15 protein-coding genes and 1 other RNA gene are annotated in these 13,659 nt (G+C 44.2%); 13 read left to right on the top strand and 3 right to left on the bottom strand.

Annotated elements, in window-relative coordinates; all coding sequences use genetic code 11:
* Positions 1-99: 99 nt before the first annotated feature.
* Positions 100-459: a transfer-messenger RNA gene (gene ssrA / locus BN1002_RS23445) on the top strand.
* 223 nt (positions 460-682) lie between these two features.
* On the opposite strand, the gene BN1002_RS18555 is transcribed toward ssrA, so the two are convergent.
* Complete coding sequence (locus BN1002_RS18555; RefSeq protein WP_048827006.1) at positions 683-1,420, bottom strand: AAC(3) family N-acetyltransferase; 738 nt, start codon at positions 1,418-1,420, stop codon at positions 683-685.
* A gap of 178 nt (positions 1,421-1,598) precedes the next feature.
* Between BN1002_RS18555 and BN1002_RS18550 the strand changes: the two genes are divergently transcribed.
* Positions 1,599-2,231 (top strand): FMN-dependent NADH-azoreductase, encoded by a 633-nt coding sequence (locus BN1002_RS18550; protein WP_048827005.1) that lies wholly within the window; start codon positions 1,599-1,601, stop codon positions 2,229-2,231.
* A gap of 323 nt (positions 2,232-2,554) precedes the next feature.
* On the opposite strand, the gene BN1002_RS18545 is transcribed toward BN1002_RS18550, so the two are convergent.
* A complete protein-coding gene (locus tag BN1002_RS18545) occupies positions 2,555-2,947 on the bottom strand; it encodes a hypothetical protein (RefSeq protein WP_048827004.1) in 393 nt (130 codons plus the stop codon).
* A gap of 111 nt (positions 2,948-3,058) precedes the next feature.
* Between BN1002_RS18545 and BN1002_RS18540 the strand changes: the two genes are divergently transcribed.
* The 11 genes from BN1002_RS18540 (at position 3,059) to BN1002_RS18490 (ending at position 12,702) form a co-directional block, all read left to right on the top strand.
* A complete protein-coding gene (locus BN1002_RS18540; protein ID WP_048827003.1) occupies positions 3,059-5,461 on the top strand; it encodes a Na+/H+ antiporter subunit A in 2,403 nt (800 codons plus the stop codon).
* Positions 5,448-5,870, top strand: a complete 423-nt coding sequence (locus BN1002_RS18535; protein WP_048827002.1) for a Na(+)/H(+) antiporter subunit B — start codon at positions 5,448-5,450, stop codon at positions 5,868-5,870. Before BN1002_RS18540 ends, BN1002_RS18535 begins: the two co-directional genes overlap by 14 nt.
* Complete coding sequence (locus tag BN1002_RS18530) at positions 5,870-6,211, top strand: Na(+)/H(+) antiporter subunit C (protein ID WP_048827001.1); 342 nt, start codon at positions 5,870-5,872, stop codon at positions 6,209-6,211. Before BN1002_RS18535 ends, BN1002_RS18530 begins: the two co-directional genes overlap by 1 nt.
* A complete protein-coding gene (locus BN1002_RS18525; protein ID WP_048826999.1) occupies positions 6,204-7,694 on the top strand; it encodes a Na+/H+ antiporter subunit D in 1,491 nt (496 codons plus the stop codon). Before BN1002_RS18530 ends, BN1002_RS18525 begins: the two co-directional genes overlap by 8 nt.
* Before the next feature lie 6 nt (positions 7,695-7,700).
* On the top strand, positions 7,701-8,177 hold the full coding sequence (locus BN1002_RS18520) for a Na+/H+ antiporter subunit E (protein WP_048826998.1): 477 nt from the start codon (positions 7,701-7,703) through the stop codon (positions 8,175-8,177).
* Complete coding sequence (locus tag BN1002_RS18515) at positions 8,177-8,461, top strand: Na(+)/H(+) antiporter subunit F1 (protein ID WP_048826997.1); 285 nt, start codon at positions 8,177-8,179, stop codon at positions 8,459-8,461. Before BN1002_RS18520 ends, BN1002_RS18515 begins: the two co-directional genes overlap by 1 nt.
* Positions 8,445-8,810 carry a monovalent cation/H(+) antiporter subunit G gene (mnhG, locus tag BN1002_RS18510; protein ID WP_048826996.1) on the top strand — a complete coding sequence of 122 codons (366 nt, stop codon included), beginning with the start codon at positions 8,445-8,447 and terminating at the stop codon, positions 8,808-8,810. Before BN1002_RS18515 ends, mnhG begins: the two co-directional genes overlap by 17 nt.
* Before the next feature lie 236 nt (positions 8,811-9,046).
* Complete coding sequence (gene modA, locus BN1002_RS18505; RefSeq protein WP_048828057.1) at positions 9,047-9,844, top strand: molybdate ABC transporter substrate-binding protein; 798 nt, start codon at positions 9,047-9,049, stop codon at positions 9,842-9,844.
* 7 nt (positions 9,845-9,851) lie between these two features.
* Complete coding sequence (modB, locus tag BN1002_RS18500) at positions 9,852-10,511, top strand: molybdate ABC transporter permease subunit (protein WP_048826995.1); 660 nt, start codon at positions 9,852-9,854, stop codon at positions 10,509-10,511.
* Between the two features lie 175 nt (positions 10,512-10,686).
* Positions 10,687-11,196: an LURP-one-related family protein gene (locus BN1002_RS18495; RefSeq protein WP_048826994.1), complete on the top strand. Its 510-nt coding sequence runs from the start codon at positions 10,687-10,689 to the stop codon at positions 11,194-11,196.
* Between the two features lie 189 nt (positions 11,197-11,385).
* A complete protein-coding gene (locus BN1002_RS18490) occupies positions 11,386-12,702 on the top strand; it encodes a globin-coupled sensor protein (RefSeq protein ID WP_048826992.1) in 1,317 nt (438 codons plus the stop codon).
* Between the two features lie 177 nt (positions 12,703-12,879).
* On the opposite strand, the gene BN1002_RS18485 is transcribed toward BN1002_RS18490, so the two are convergent.
* Positions 12,880-13,077, bottom strand: coding sequence for a twin-arginine translocase TatA/TatE family subunit (locus BN1002_RS18485; protein ID WP_048826991.1), 198 nt, complete (start codon positions 13,075-13,077; stop codon positions 12,880-12,882).
* Positions 13,078-13,659 lie beyond the last annotated feature (582 nt).

Genomic DNA, 13,659 nt, shown 5'->3' with positions numbered 1-13,659 from the left:
TGAGAACTGTCGCAGGGTTACTGCGGCGCAACATCTAAGCTCAGACTCTGAGCATTTCCGACGTCCGGCAAGAGATAAAATTGCCGCACATTTTATAATGGGGACGCTACGGATTCGACAGGGGTAGTTCGAGCTTAGGTTGCGAGTCGAGGGGATCGGCCTCGTTAAAACGTCAACGCCAATAACTGGCAAAACTAACAACAACCTAGCTTTCGCAGCTTAATAACTGCATAGCTGTTCGCCCCTCCATTGCCTATGTGGTAGGGTAGCGGACTCACTCTTAGTAGGCTACGCCGGATCCCACCGTCTGAGGGAGAAGGAAGAGAACAACCAGGCTAGCTGACCAAACGCCTGTTGGCAGGCAAATGGCTCAGCGAATCGCGAATATGCCAACTACACTCGTAGAAGCCTAAGTGCCGATATCTTTGGACGTGGGTTCAACTCCCACCGTCTCCACCAATACATAATTGGTGGTTTTTTCTTTTTTGTGACTGGTAGCATAATATTGCCGGATAGGGCAGCCTTATGCTTCAAAAAACTACTAGAAAATTTATGCTTTACTGAAGCGCTGTAAGCGAAAAGCAATGGATGGGTAGTATACAATGTCATGTTTAAGAACAAAGAGAAGGTTCTCATGTATCATTTAAAAATGCAAATGATGCACGAAATCCGTCTTCATAAATCAAGAAAACAATTCTGGTTTTTCTTTTAGCAATTGATATAGCAAGTCTGTCATTTTTACTGTGTCACATACTCTTACTGTTGCATCACCGAATTTCCCTTTGTACATAACTTGATTAGTTAGAAAAATATCTTCAACCCGATCGTATTTTTCGGAGGTATGACCAATATGTCTTCTTTGCGGTGTGGAAATTTCCGTTTTGTCCGGTAATATTGTGTAAAGCATTTCGTGAGCATCGGTCAATCGACCTGGTATATCAAGCCATTCCTCGACTCCATGAATGTATGTACATCTTCGTAAATCGACTCCGATTAACAAGATGGTTGCCTTCTGGTCGAGTAATTTCCCCCAACTTGATTCTCGTGCACAAGGTGTGTCAAATTGTTCATTACCCGCAATAACTTCTTGTGCCCCTTTTCCCAAGGCAGCTACCGAATGTGTTGGATGCCATGAGCGAACAACCCCTGGACGTTTTCGAAACTGTTCTGTTAGTACCCCAACACAAGATGGTGAGTCTTTGACATAAAACCGAGGATTTTCCGCATTAATATACGACCATGTATGGGTAGGAAAAACCAAAAGGCCATTTTTCATATATTCTGAAAGCGCATCAAGTACAGTATCCGCTCCACCCTCTACCTGCCCGATACTTTTCATTGACGAATGAACAAGTAATGTTCCATTTTCGTCAATCCCCAATTCTTTAAGATGATTTAATAAATCATGTTTCGTGTACATCCTATTCAACCTTTCAATCTTTCAATCTACCAAAAGAATACCATATTCAAAATATTTGTCTAAGGAATTGTTGGGAAGCCCAAACAGTTGACTTTTACGTTATTTTCATATATCTTTAATTCGAGATATATAAAACAGAGATATCTCTATTTCTTATCAAAAAGGAGTTAATAGATAAATGAACGTTCTTGTTGTAAAAGCAAATAACAGACCGGCTTCTGATGCTGTATCAAGCAAGATGTATGAAGCTTTCATGAAAAACCTGGAAGGAGTTAATGTAACAACTTTTGATGTTTTCGCGGAAGATATGCCCTACTTTGGCCAGGATCTATTTAATGCATTTGCGAAGCTTCAATCTGGCGAAGAGCTTACAGATATTGAACAGCGTATTTTGGCGGCAAAGCAAAAAGCAATGGATGCTTTAACAGCTGCAGATGTGGTTGTGTTTGCATTCCCGTTATGGAACCTAACTATCCCTGCAACGCTTCAAACCTTCATTGATTATGTGTATCAGGCGGGTTATTCTTTCAAATATGATGAAAACGGCCAATTAGTCCCACTTTTGACTGACAAAAAGATGATCATCCTAAGCGCACGCGGCGGCATCTATTCGGAAGGTCCGGCGGCGGCAATGGAAATGTCTGTTAACTACATTAAGAATGTAGTTGGCGGTGTGTTCGGTATGCAAATTATCGATGAAGTTGTCATCGAAGGCCATGCCGCGGCGCCAGATCAAGCTGGGGCCATTATAGCTGAAGGCTTGGAGAAAGTGAGAGAAGCTGCAAAAAACCTTTCTGCAGTGGCTGTATAATAAGAATCTTAAGTAGAAGCCAAGCTCCGATAATGGGCTTGGCTTTTCTGATAGTTTCATGCTCTGTTATAGTAACCGGGGGATTAGGATGTAAGTATTAATAGCGATTTTTTTATAAATTTTCTTTGAAGTTTTTGGAATTTCTCCGCAAATAATGCAACTTACTTGAACATTAGCAAGAAAAAATGTTAAAGTTGAAAAAATTATAGTGAACAGGGCCCAACCCAATTTGCAGCTTAGAAATGAATAACGTTTTAATGGAGGAGTCTGTCACCATAGGGATAAGTGTGCCCTTTGGAGGCAGGCTCCTTTTTGCGGATGAATCAAATTGCCTGTATACGATCCTGCTTTGACCTTTCTCTATACGACCTTAGGGCTAAAAAATATCCAGTTCGGTCGAATAGGCATGTTCTAAACGCCCGCAGGTTGAAAAAGTCGCCCGCCCGGTCGAATAGACTCGTTCTAAACGCCCGCAGGTTGAAAAAGTCACCCGCCCGGTCGAATAGGCATGTTCTAAACGCCCGCAGCATTAAAAAGTCGGCGCCGCGGTCGAATAGACACGTTCTAAACGCCCGCAGGTTGAAAAAGTCGCCCGCGCGGTCGAATAGACACGTTCTAAACGCCCACAGCATCAAAAAAACGTCCGCGCGGTCGAATAGACACGTTCTAAACGCCCGCAGCATCAAAAAAACGTCCGCGCGGTCGAATAGAATCATTCTCAATGCCCGCAATACAAAAAAATCGCCGCTGCGGTCGAATAGGCTCCCTATACAACCGCTGCATAAAATTGTACATACTAACTCATAACCAACAAGGAGGTTTTGCTTTTGTCTTTATTGCATTTGGCGATTGTTTCGCCGCTGCTTTTGGCTATTTTCATCCCATTTTTTTATAAATACATCAACCGGGTGCATACGGGCTGGTTCGTTTTGCCTTTGCCAATATTATTATTTGGCTATTTCCTTTCCTTCTTGCCAAAAACAGCTAACCAAAAAACCATAATGGAAACCTTGAGCTGGATCCCATCCTTAGGGATCAACTTCACCGCGAAAGTGGACGGGCTTGGCTTATTGTTCGCCCTGTTAATCACGGGAATCGGCGGGCTGGTCGTCCTTTACTCAATCTTCTATCTAGCAAAAGACAAAGAAAAGCTAAATACGTTCTATGTGTATTTGCTGCTTTTTATGGGTGCGATGCTTGGAGTCGTCTGTTCGGATAACCTGATTGTCCTGTACGCGTTCTGGGAGCTCACAAGTTTTTCTTCGTTTTTATTGATTGGCTACTGGTATGGCCGTGACAAATCACGGTATGGGGCGCAAAAATCGATGCTGATCACCGTCTTCGGCGGGCTTGCCATGCTGGGCGGCATCATCCTTTTATACATAATGACAGGCACATTCAGTATTACTGAAATCATTTCAAAATCGGCAGGCATATTCGAAAATCCTTTATTCATTCCTGCCTTGCTGTGCATTTTGCTCGGGGCGTTCACGAAATCGGCGCAATTCCCATTTTATATCTGGCTTCCTGACGCGATGGAAGCGCCTACACCAGTCAGTGCGTATTTGCATTCGGCAACAATGGTGAAAGCGGGAATTTATCTCGTCGCCCGGTTTACCCCCGTGTTCGGGGAAAGCGGCCTATGGTTTTGGCTCGTTGGCGGAGTGGGGCTGCTCACGTTAATATGGGGCTCTGTTTTTGCCGTAAAACAAACAGACTTGAAGGGGATTCTGGCCTTCTCGACGGTCAGCCAGCTTGGCCTCATCATGTCCCTGCTTGGCGTAGGGGCAGCCGCGCTTCACTTCGAGTCGCTTGACGACAATATCTTTACGGTTGCGGTTACGGCTGCAATCTTCCATTTGATCAACCATGCTACCTTCAAGGGGAGCCTGTTCATGGCTGCCGGGATCATTGACCATGAAACAGGGACGCGGGACATCCGCAGGCTTGGGGGGCTAATGCACATCATGCCGGTCACCTTTACGATTTCGATCATTGGCGCCTTCTCGATGGCCGGGATTCCGCCGTTTAATGGTTTTTTGAGCAAAGAGATGTTCTTTAAGGCTATGGTGCAGGTGACAAAATCAGACCTTTTCAATCTAGAAACTGTGGGGATCTTATTCCCGATTATTGCCTGGGTTGCCAGTGTGTTCACGTTTGTCTACAGCATGGTTCTTGTCTTTAGGACATTCACAGGCAAGTACCAGCCAGAAAAATTGGAGCAGAAACCGCATGAAGCACCGATCGGCATGCTGATTTCGCCAATTATTCTCGTAGCGCTTGTCATTGTTTTCGGGCTTTTCCCGAATCTGCTGTCACAAAGCTTGATTTCACCGGCTATGTCAGCCATTTTGGGCAGCGGGGAAGGATTTGATGTCCATATCTCCTTCTGGCATGGCTTCAACACCGAGCTGTTCATGACGATTGGAGTCGTCGCGCTTGGCTTTCTCCTTTTCAAAACAACCCGGAAGTGGACAAAGCTATATGGAAGCCTTCCGGAAAAGCTGACGCTGAACCGTTTCTACGATCAGCTTGTGGAGCGGGCGCAGACAGGCGCTGGCAAACTCACAAATACGTATATGACCGGTGCCATCCGATCATATCTTGTTTATATTTTTGCATTTTTCATCGTCATTTTATCTGTGACTCTCATCTGGAAAAATGCTTTCACAGTCGATACAATCAACCGGTCTCCAATCGGCATATACGAAATCGTCCTTGTCTTGTTTATCGTCGTGGGCTCAATCAGCATTCTTTTTGCAAAATCAAGAATGACCTCGATTATTCTGCTCGGTTCGGTTGGCTATACGGTTTCCTTATTCTATGTGCTTTTCAGGGCACCGGATCTGGCGCTGACTCAGCTTGTCATTGAAACGATTTCTGTCGCGCTCTTCCTTGTTTGTTTTTATCATCTGCCAAAACTGCGCAAGCATGAGACAAGGATGAGGTTCAGGCTAACGAACGCGATGATCTCCATCGGTGTCGGTGCAATCGTGGCCGCAATCGCGCTTTCGGCGCACAGCTCCAAACAATTCCAGTCCATCTCCCAGTATTACGTGGAGAATACGTATGAAAAAGCCGCAGGCAAAAACATGGTCAACGTCATCCTCGTTGATTTCCGCGGCTTTGACACCCTTTTTGAAATAACCGTGCTTGCGATTGCGTCTTTGGGAATTTACGGATTGATTAAATTGAGGTCGAATAGGGGGGAGAAGAGTGAAGGTAAATAACATCATCCTGGAAACATCCATTAAAGTGCTGCTGTTCATTATCACCCTCTTTTCCGTCTATATTTTCACCGCTGGGCATTATTATCCTGGAGGCGGCTTTATCGGGGGACTGATGACCGCCGGAGCGATTGTGCTCCTGCTCATTACCTATGATATCAAAACGGTGTCCGCCATTTTGCCGGTAAATTACCGGATTCTGACGGCAATCGGGTTGCTGCTTGCTGCAGGGACGAGCGTTGGTGCGATGCTGTTTAACGTTCCGTTTTTAACGCATGTTTTCACAGACATCGAGCTGCCGCTTTTGGGTGAGATTTCGCTGCATACCGCGACGATTTTCGACCTGGGCGTGTATTTTGTTGTTGTCGGCGTGACGATGACCATTATTCAAACGATTGGAGAGGATGAATAATGGAAATTTTAATGGCGGTTGTCATTGGCATTTTATTTATGACTGCTACATATTTAATGCTCTCCAGAAGCCTGTTGCGCATCATCGTCGGAACGGGGCTGCTGAGCCATGGCGCGCATTTGCTCATCCTGACGATGGGAGGGCTGAAAAGGGGAGCCGCTCCGATTTTGCGTGACAATGTGGAACAGTATACAGATCCTCTGCCCCAGGCGCTGATTTTGACGGCAATTGTCATCAGCTTTGGGGTGACGGCCTTTTTCCTCGTTTTGGCCTATCGGTCATATCAGGAATTGGGGACGGATAATGTGGAAGAAATGAGAGGCTCTAACCATAATGACTAACTTAATCATTTTACCAATTGTTATCCCCTTGCTTACGGGGGTCATCTTAATTTTTCTTAGCAAAAGTATACCCGCGCAGCGTATCGTCGCCGCCCTTTCTTCGATTGCCATGATGGCGGTTTCCTTCATCATCGTGCAAAAAGTCCGCAATGACGGAGTGCAATCGCTGAATATAAGCAGCTGGGAAGCCCCCTTCGGAATTACGCTTGTTTCTGATATGCTGGCGGCAATGCTCGTGCTCACCACAAGCATCATCGCCTTCCTCTGCCTCGTTTATTCGTTTAAATCAATCGGGGAGGAAAGGGAGAAGTATTACTATTATCCGGTTTTCAACTTTTTGCTAGTAGGGGTGAATGGGGCGTTCACAACCGGTGACATCTTTAACATGTTCGTCTTTTTCGAGGTCATGCTCATGTCATCTTATGTCCTGCTTTCGCTTGGAGGGACGAAAATCCAGCTGCGCGAATCAATCAAATATCTGCTCGTGAATATTATTTCATCAGCTTTGTTTGTTATAGCGGTCGCTTATTTATACTCGGTCGTTGGGACGCTCAATATGGCCCATATTTCCTCAAGGATCAGTGAAATCAGTTCTGGCGGAATGCCCGGTATTTTGACAGTGATCGGAGTATTGTTTTTCATCGTCTTTGGGCTGAAAGGGGCGATCTTTCCGCTTTACTTCTGGATGCCTGGCTCCTATTACGCTCCGCCTGCACCGGTTCTCGCTCTTTTCGGGGCGCTGCTGACAAAAGTAGGCGTGTATGCGATTACGAGGACGTTCACCCTGTTCTTTTATCAGGACAGCGGCTTCCTGTCGCAGCTGCTGGCCGGCCTGGCCCTTTTTTCAGTCGTGGCGGGAGTCATCGGGGCGATTGCTTATTGGGATTTGAAGAAGATTATTATTTACAACATTATCGTTGCCGTCGGAGTGATTTTGTACGGGGTATCGCTGATGAACGAATCTGCTTTAATGGGGGCTGTTTCGTATCTCATTCATGACATGATCATCAAAGCGGCGCTCTTTTTGCTCGTTGGCATCATGATTGCGATTACTGGAACGAGCAATCTGAAGAAAATCAGCGGCTTGATCGCCAAGTACCCCGGTCTTGGCTGGACCTTCTTCATTGCCGCGCTGGCACTGGCCGGCATTCCGCCGTTAAGCGGCTTTATCGGGAAACTCCTCATCGTCCAAGGGGGCGTTGAAGGGAAAAGCTATTTAGGCGCGGGGCTTGTCCTAATGTCGAGCCTGCTCGTCCTTTTTTCGGTCATGAAAATATTCATCAATGGATTTTGGGGGCAGCCCCGTACATTTGAGGGTGAAGAAAAAGCTCCTGTAAAATGGCTTCTCATCTTCCCAGCGGCATTAGTGGCGCTATCCGCCCTGTACGGGATAGGGACGGAAACTGTTTTGCCGTATATTTCACAGGCAGCCGACACGTTAATGAATCCTGACATTTACATTAACGCTGTCTTAAAGGAGTGATTGAGCTTGGCCTTTCAAATATTATTAAATATCTTCCTAGCGTTTTTATGGATGTTCATCAAGGTTTCTGCCGACCCGATCAGTTTTATTAAAGGATACTTATTTGGTCTGCTGATCATATTTGTCCTGAGGCGTTTTTTCAAAAGCCGATTCTATTTGTTCAGGATTTGGTCTTTTGTAAAGCTGACCCTGATCTTTTTCAGGGAGCTCATCTTATCAAATATTGCCATTGTCAAAATTGTGCTTAAGCCAAAACTGGACATGAGCCCAGGCATCTTTGCGCTAGAGACCGATTTGACGGAGGACTGGCAAATCACCCTTCTATCGAGTTTGATTACACTGACGCCGGGGACGCTCGTCATTTCCGTTTCAGATGACAACAAGATATTATTCGTCCACGCCATGGATATTGGCGAAATAGAAACGGAAATAAGTAATATTAAAAATACGTTCGAACGGGCGATTTTGGAGGTGAGCCGCTGATGCTGGATATTGTCATTCGAATCGCGCTTTTATGCTGCTCACTCGCGATGCTCGGGCTCATCTACCGGGTCATTAAAGGGCCTTCGACAGCAGACCGTGTCATCGCCCTCGATGCCATCGGCGTCAACCTTGTTGCAATCACCGCATTATTTTCGATGATTAGGAAAAGCAGCACCTTTCTTGAAGTCATCCTGCTGATCGGGATCCTTGCTTTTATCGGGACAGTCGCCTTTGCAAAATATTTGGAAAGGGGAGAAATAATCGAAAATGAGCGTAATCGTTAATTTTCTCATTGGTTTTTTCGTCCTGGCCGGTGCTTTCCTTTGCTTGATCGCGACATTCGGGGTCATCAGGCTCCCTGACGTCTATACACGGAACCATGCGGCATCCAAAGCTACGACACTGGGTGTTATGTCCATTCTGCTTGGAACCTTTTTGTACTTTTATGCCTTCCTTGACCATTTCAATTCAAGGCTGATCCTCGGCTTTGTATTCATTTTTATGACATCGCCCGTTTCCGGCCATTTAATCAACCGAGCCGCTTACAACTCAGGCATAAAACTGTGGGACCGGAGCGTCAGAGATGATTTGAAGGAATATAATGAACAGGTCTTGAAGAAAGATAAATTGTAAGAAGGCCAACAGAATCAAAAATAGGTAACCCCGCTGATAGATGTGCGGGGTTGTTCCTTTTTGTCCGTTAAAATTGGATTCGAAACTAAATGGATATCCATCTTTCCAGAGCTGGGTAAACTACGATTTTGAAAAAGAGGCTCTTTTAATGAGATACTAAACAATGTGATATTCTTTACATGTATAAAAACGTTAATTCGATATAATGAGGTAAACCAAGGGAGAGGGAAATGGTTATGAATAAAGTTTACCTTTTATTTTTTTCACTCATAGTTCTGTTGATTGCGGCAGCCGGATGCTCGGCCAATGGACAGACTCAGAATAAACAGAAACCGGCCATCGAAAAAGTGGAACTGACAGTTTCTGCCGCAGCCAGCTTACAGGATGCTTTAGCAGAAATTAAAGCAGGATTCGAAAAAGAGCACCCAACAATTACTTTGAACTTTAACTTTGGAGGTTCTGGCGCACTCCAGCAGCAAATCACCCAGGGAGCACCGGTCGATCTCTTCTTCTCGGCCGCTGAAGATAAATTCCAGACGTTGGTCAAGGATGGATTGATTGAAAAAGAAAGCGGGAGGAATCTGCTTGGCAATGACCTTGTCCTCGTCGTGCCGAAGGACTCGGAAAAAGGGATTAAAGCCTTTGAAGACCTGCTGAAAGCTGGCAAAATTGCCCTTGGTACTCCCGAATCCGTACCTGCCGGAAAATACGGAAAAGAAACATTGGAAAATTTGAAGGTTTGGAATAGTATTGAAGACAAGATTGTATTCGCGAAGGATGTCCGCCAGGTCCTTACCTATGTTGAGACAGGAAATGTGGACGCTGGAATCGTCTATAAGACAGATGCCAAGGCTTCCGAAAAAGTGGAAATAGCCGCCACCGCGGGGGATGAGACGCATGCACCAATCATTTATCCCGTCGGTATTATTAAAAACACTCCACACCCAAAAGAAGCGAAGCTTATCTTTGAATATCTGCAAAACAGCGATGCGATGAAGATTTTTGAAGAGTATGGGTTTAAAGGACTGAATTAAAATTATTATGGGAAACAGTTTCTGGGCACCAGTAAAACTATCACTCGAGGTTGCTTCTTTCTCTACAATCATTGTACTGATTATAGGGGTGTTTTTTGGCCAGATAATGGCCAAGAGGAAGTTTAAAGGAAAAGTCCTTGTCGATACGATTTTCCTTTTGCCGTTAGTTTTGCCTCCGACGGTTGTCGGATTCCTGCTGATTATGATATTTGGCCGGAATAGCCCGGTGGGGCAGTTTATCGAATGGCTTTTTCATCAGCCGATCATGTTTACATGGTGGGCGGCAGCTATCGCCTCTACGGTCGTTGCCTTCCCGCTCATGTATCAAACGGCCAGAACAGGATTTGAGGCAATTGAAGAGGATATCGAGAATGCTGCCAGGGTGGACGGTGCCAATACGGTGAGTTTATTCTTGTTTATTACGATTCCACTCGCCTATAAGTCGATAATTACAGGTGCAATTCTGAGCTTTGCGAGAGCTCTGGGCGAATTCGGGGCGACACTCATGTTCGCGGGGAATATTCCGGGCAAAACCCAAACCCTCCCAACTGCCATATATGCAGCGCTCGATTCGGGAAACATGGAAATGGCCTGGCTCTGGGTCGGAAGCATCATCGCCATTTCATTCATCATGCTGGTGTTTGTCCATTTCATGCGGCCCAGATAAACAATGTTTCTATTTACAAAATGGGACTACCCTTTTCGTGAGAGGGTTCCTTTTTTTTTTGCAAAAAATGTTTTTGAACCACCCCGCTATTTAGCTAAATTTTTTGAAAAATGAACAAAACCCTCGCAACTTTCGCACTCTTTTTTTTCGAAATAGAACAAAAGGAGTGAGCCCAATGGTTAAACAAACGTTATTTGTGTCTGATAACTTTTTTTCCGCTGGCAGGACGGATATTTTTAATGATGCACAGGAGAAGGTAGGGGAAATCAATTTAAAGAGCATATTTTCAGCTGAATTGGATGTGCTGAATATGGATGGAGAGACGATTGTAAACGGCAGGTTTCCGTTCCTGAGCCGGAGGTGGATTGTTGCAGGTTCACGAGGGGAGGAAATCGGGGAGCTCAAGGCGCGGTTGGCATTCTTCTCGAAGAAGTACGAGTACAGCACGGCTGACGGGCGCATTTTTGAAATTGAGTCAGAGGCATTTTCGAATCTTTATATTATGTATGATGAAAACCGGAACGAAGCCGGTCGGTTTGAAAAAATAAGCGGTTTCTTCTCATCACCCGCTTTTCAGCTGACGAGTTTCGACGAAGGGCTTGATATTTATGAATTTATCGCTGTTGTAATGGGAGTTAACGCGATTCAGAAAGCGGAAAGGAATACTCGGAATGCCGCTCATTAAATCTATTACATTTGTCCAAATTATGTACAAATTACCAAACGAATTTTAATAATTTTGTAAATCCCTTTTTTAAAACTGTTTGCCTTCACAAAATTCTCTATAATCACAAGTAGTGAAAACGAAAAAAGCTTTTGGCTTCAGTAAGTTCGTTCTTAAACTTTTTATAGAGACAAAGAGAGGTATTCAGTTATGGTTATGAAAGCAAACGAATCATTACCGGCTCATCTTCAATCAGCGGTATTCTCCACTCATGCAGTAGAGGAAGCAGAAATAAACGTGATTCTTAAAACAGAAGATTTTTCTGACTTATCCAATCAATTGGCTATGATTCAGCTAAATAAAAGGGACTTAGCTCATGCAAAGCTTATTCAACCATTTGTAAAAGAACATTTGGAGGCCATTGCAATCAACTACTATGCTGAAATTCAAAAGGAAGCCTCTTTATTAAAAATTATCAAAGATCATAGTACAGTGGATAGATTGAGGGAAACATTAAAAAAACATATTTATGAACTTTTTGATGGGAAAATTGATGAGGGTTTTATTTTGCAAAGAAACAGAATTGCCCATGTCCATGTACGTATAGGATTAAAGACCAAATGGTATATGGCCGCTTTTCAAAGCCTTTTTACTACAATAATCACTATTTTAGAACAGAAAATAGTAAATAAGAATGAACTAATTATAGCGATTAATGTGGTTGCAAAACTACTTAACCTTGAACAGCAGCTTGTATTGGAAGCCTATGAACAAGAAAATGAACGAATTAAGCAAGAGGAACAAAGAAAGAAAAAGATTCATGAAAGGATTGCCCAAACAGCAGAAGAACTTTCAGCAGTTACAGAGCAAACTAGCGCTTCCGTCAACTCACTGGCGGAGAAAACTGATAACATGGTCGATATGTCCGTAGCAGGTGTAAAATCTGCAAAGGAAGTGGAATCCCGATCCCTTCTCGGGCTAGATAAAATTCAAGAACACCTTTCACAAATAAATAATATTTCGGAGCATACTAATTCGATTAATTGTGAAATGGATAAATTAAAGAATATATCGAATAAAATTGATGAAGTTGCAAATATTGTTAAAAAAATCGCTGATACCACTCATATCTTAGGGATGAATGCGACCATCGAAGCTGCTCATGCAGGAAAATCCGGAGCCGGTTTTTCTGTAATTGCCAATGAGGTTAAGAAGCTTGCTGCTCAAACTCAGAAAAATGTGGCAGATGTCAGTATACTAGTTACAGAAACGCATGCTCAAATATCAACTGTCGCTAACATGAATATTGAAGTAAGCAAATTAGTGCATAATGGCATGCGGCAAATGAGTGAAATTACCGAATTTTTCACGCGGATCTTATCCGAGATACAAATGACCAAAGAACAGACTGGACAGATGGAAAAAGAGTTAGTGTACTTTGCTACATATTTCGAGGAAATTAATCGTGCCGTCAGCCATTTGGCAAGTACGGCAGACGTTTTGACACAAATCTTAGCCGATATATAATCACGGTTTTCGAGGGAATGTTATACCATTGTAGCGTTATAAAAAGAAAAAGGACCAAGAGATTATCTCTTCGTCCTTCATTTTTTGAAATGGGTATTGAATGGATCATTCAACACCTTTCTTTGGCCGCCCTAATAAAAAGTTGGATTTAATATTAGAAGATTATGTCAAAATCTATTATTTGGTATTTTGCTCTTTATCATCTTTAGCAATCTCTTTTTTTATCTCATCCGTCAGCCCTTCGGAAGCCCGTTTGAATTCACGGATGGACCTCCCCAATGCGCGGCCGATTTCCGGCATTTTTTGAGGGCCGAACACGATTAGCGCCACGACAAGGATTAATATCATCCCAGGTACACCGATATTTGATAGCATTGTCTCATCTCCTGTTAGGAATCATATCATGTAGTACAGAACCAGTATACCCTTTAATTTGGATGAGGACTAGAGGGGAGCATTGGGCCAGTGGCATTTCTATCTGCGTAAGTGCAATCGGGCTTTCGCGTTATAAAGGACGATTTAGAACGCGAACAGCAACAGGCAATCGTGCCTTCGCGTCCTAAAGGGAGACATAGAACGCGAACGGCTCCAGGCAATCGGTCCTCCGCGTCCTAAAGGCCAACTCAGAACGCGAACAGCTCCAGGCAATCGGGTCTCCGCGTTCTAAATGCCGACTTAGAACGTGAACAGCTCCAGACAATCGGTCTTCCGCGTTCTAAATGCCGACTTAGAACGTGAACAGCTCCAGAAAATCGGTCTTCTGCGTTCTAAATGCCAACTCAGAACGCGAACAGCTCCAGGCAATCGGGTCTCCGCGTTCTAAATGCCGACTTAGAACGTGAACAGCAACAGTCAACAGGCCTTCCACGTTCTAAATGCCGACATAGAACGCGAACAGCAACAGGCAATCGTGCTTTCGCGTTCTAAACGACGACATAGAACGCGAACAGCTCCAGG

It is taken from the genome of Bacillus sp. B-jedd, from assembly GCF_000821085.1.
Lineage (GTDB): Bacteria > Bacillota > Bacilli > Bacillales > Cytobacillaceae > Bacillus_D.
This window is presented reverse-complemented; position numbering and strand designations above follow the sequence as displayed.

Excerpts from the sequence above, each read along its gene's own strand:
- BN1002_RS18490 (WP_048826992.1), top strand. The coding sequence starts at position 11,386 with ATGGTTATGAAAGCAAACGAATCATTACCGGCTCATCTTCAATCAGCG.
- modB (WP_048826995.1), top strand. The coding sequence starts at position 9,852 with ATGGGAAACAGTTTCTGGGCACCAGTAAAACTATCACTCGAGGTTGCT.
- BN1002_RS18495 (WP_048826994.1), top strand. The coding sequence starts at position 10,687 with ATGGTTAAACAAACGTTATTTGTGTCTGATAACTTTTTTTCCGCTGGC.
- BN1002_RS18515 (WP_048826997.1), top strand. The coding sequence starts at position 8,177 with ATGCTGGATATTGTCATTCGAATCGCGCTTTTATGCTGCTCACTCGCG.
- BN1002_RS18555 (WP_048827006.1), bottom strand. The coding sequence starts at position 1,420 with ATGTACACGAAACATGATTTATTAAATCATCTTAAAGAATTGGGGATT.
- BN1002_RS18545 (WP_048827004.1), bottom strand. The coding sequence starts at position 2,947 with ATGATTCTATTCGACCGCGCGGACGTTTTTTTGATGCTGCGGGCGTTT.
- BN1002_RS18530 (WP_048827001.1), top strand. The coding sequence starts at position 5,870 with ATGGAAATTTTAATGGCGGTTGTCATTGGCATTTTATTTATGACTGCT.
- mnhG (WP_048826996.1), top strand. The coding sequence starts at position 8,445 with ATGAGCGTAATCGTTAATTTTCTCATTGGTTTTTTCGTCCTGGCCGGT.
- BN1002_RS18525 (WP_048826999.1), top strand. The coding sequence starts at position 6,204 with ATGACTAACTTAATCATTTTACCAATTGTTATCCCCTTGCTTACGGGG.
- BN1002_RS18485 (WP_048826991.1), bottom strand. The coding sequence starts at position 13,077 with ATGCTATCAAATATCGGTGTACCTGGGATGATATTAATCCTTGTCGTG.
- modA (WP_048828057.1), top strand. The coding sequence starts at position 9,047 with ATGAATAAAGTTTACCTTTTATTTTTTTCACTCATAGTTCTGTTGATT.
- BN1002_RS18550 (WP_048827005.1), top strand. The coding sequence starts at position 1,599 with ATGAACGTTCTTGTTGTAAAAGCAAATAACAGACCGGCTTCTGATGCT.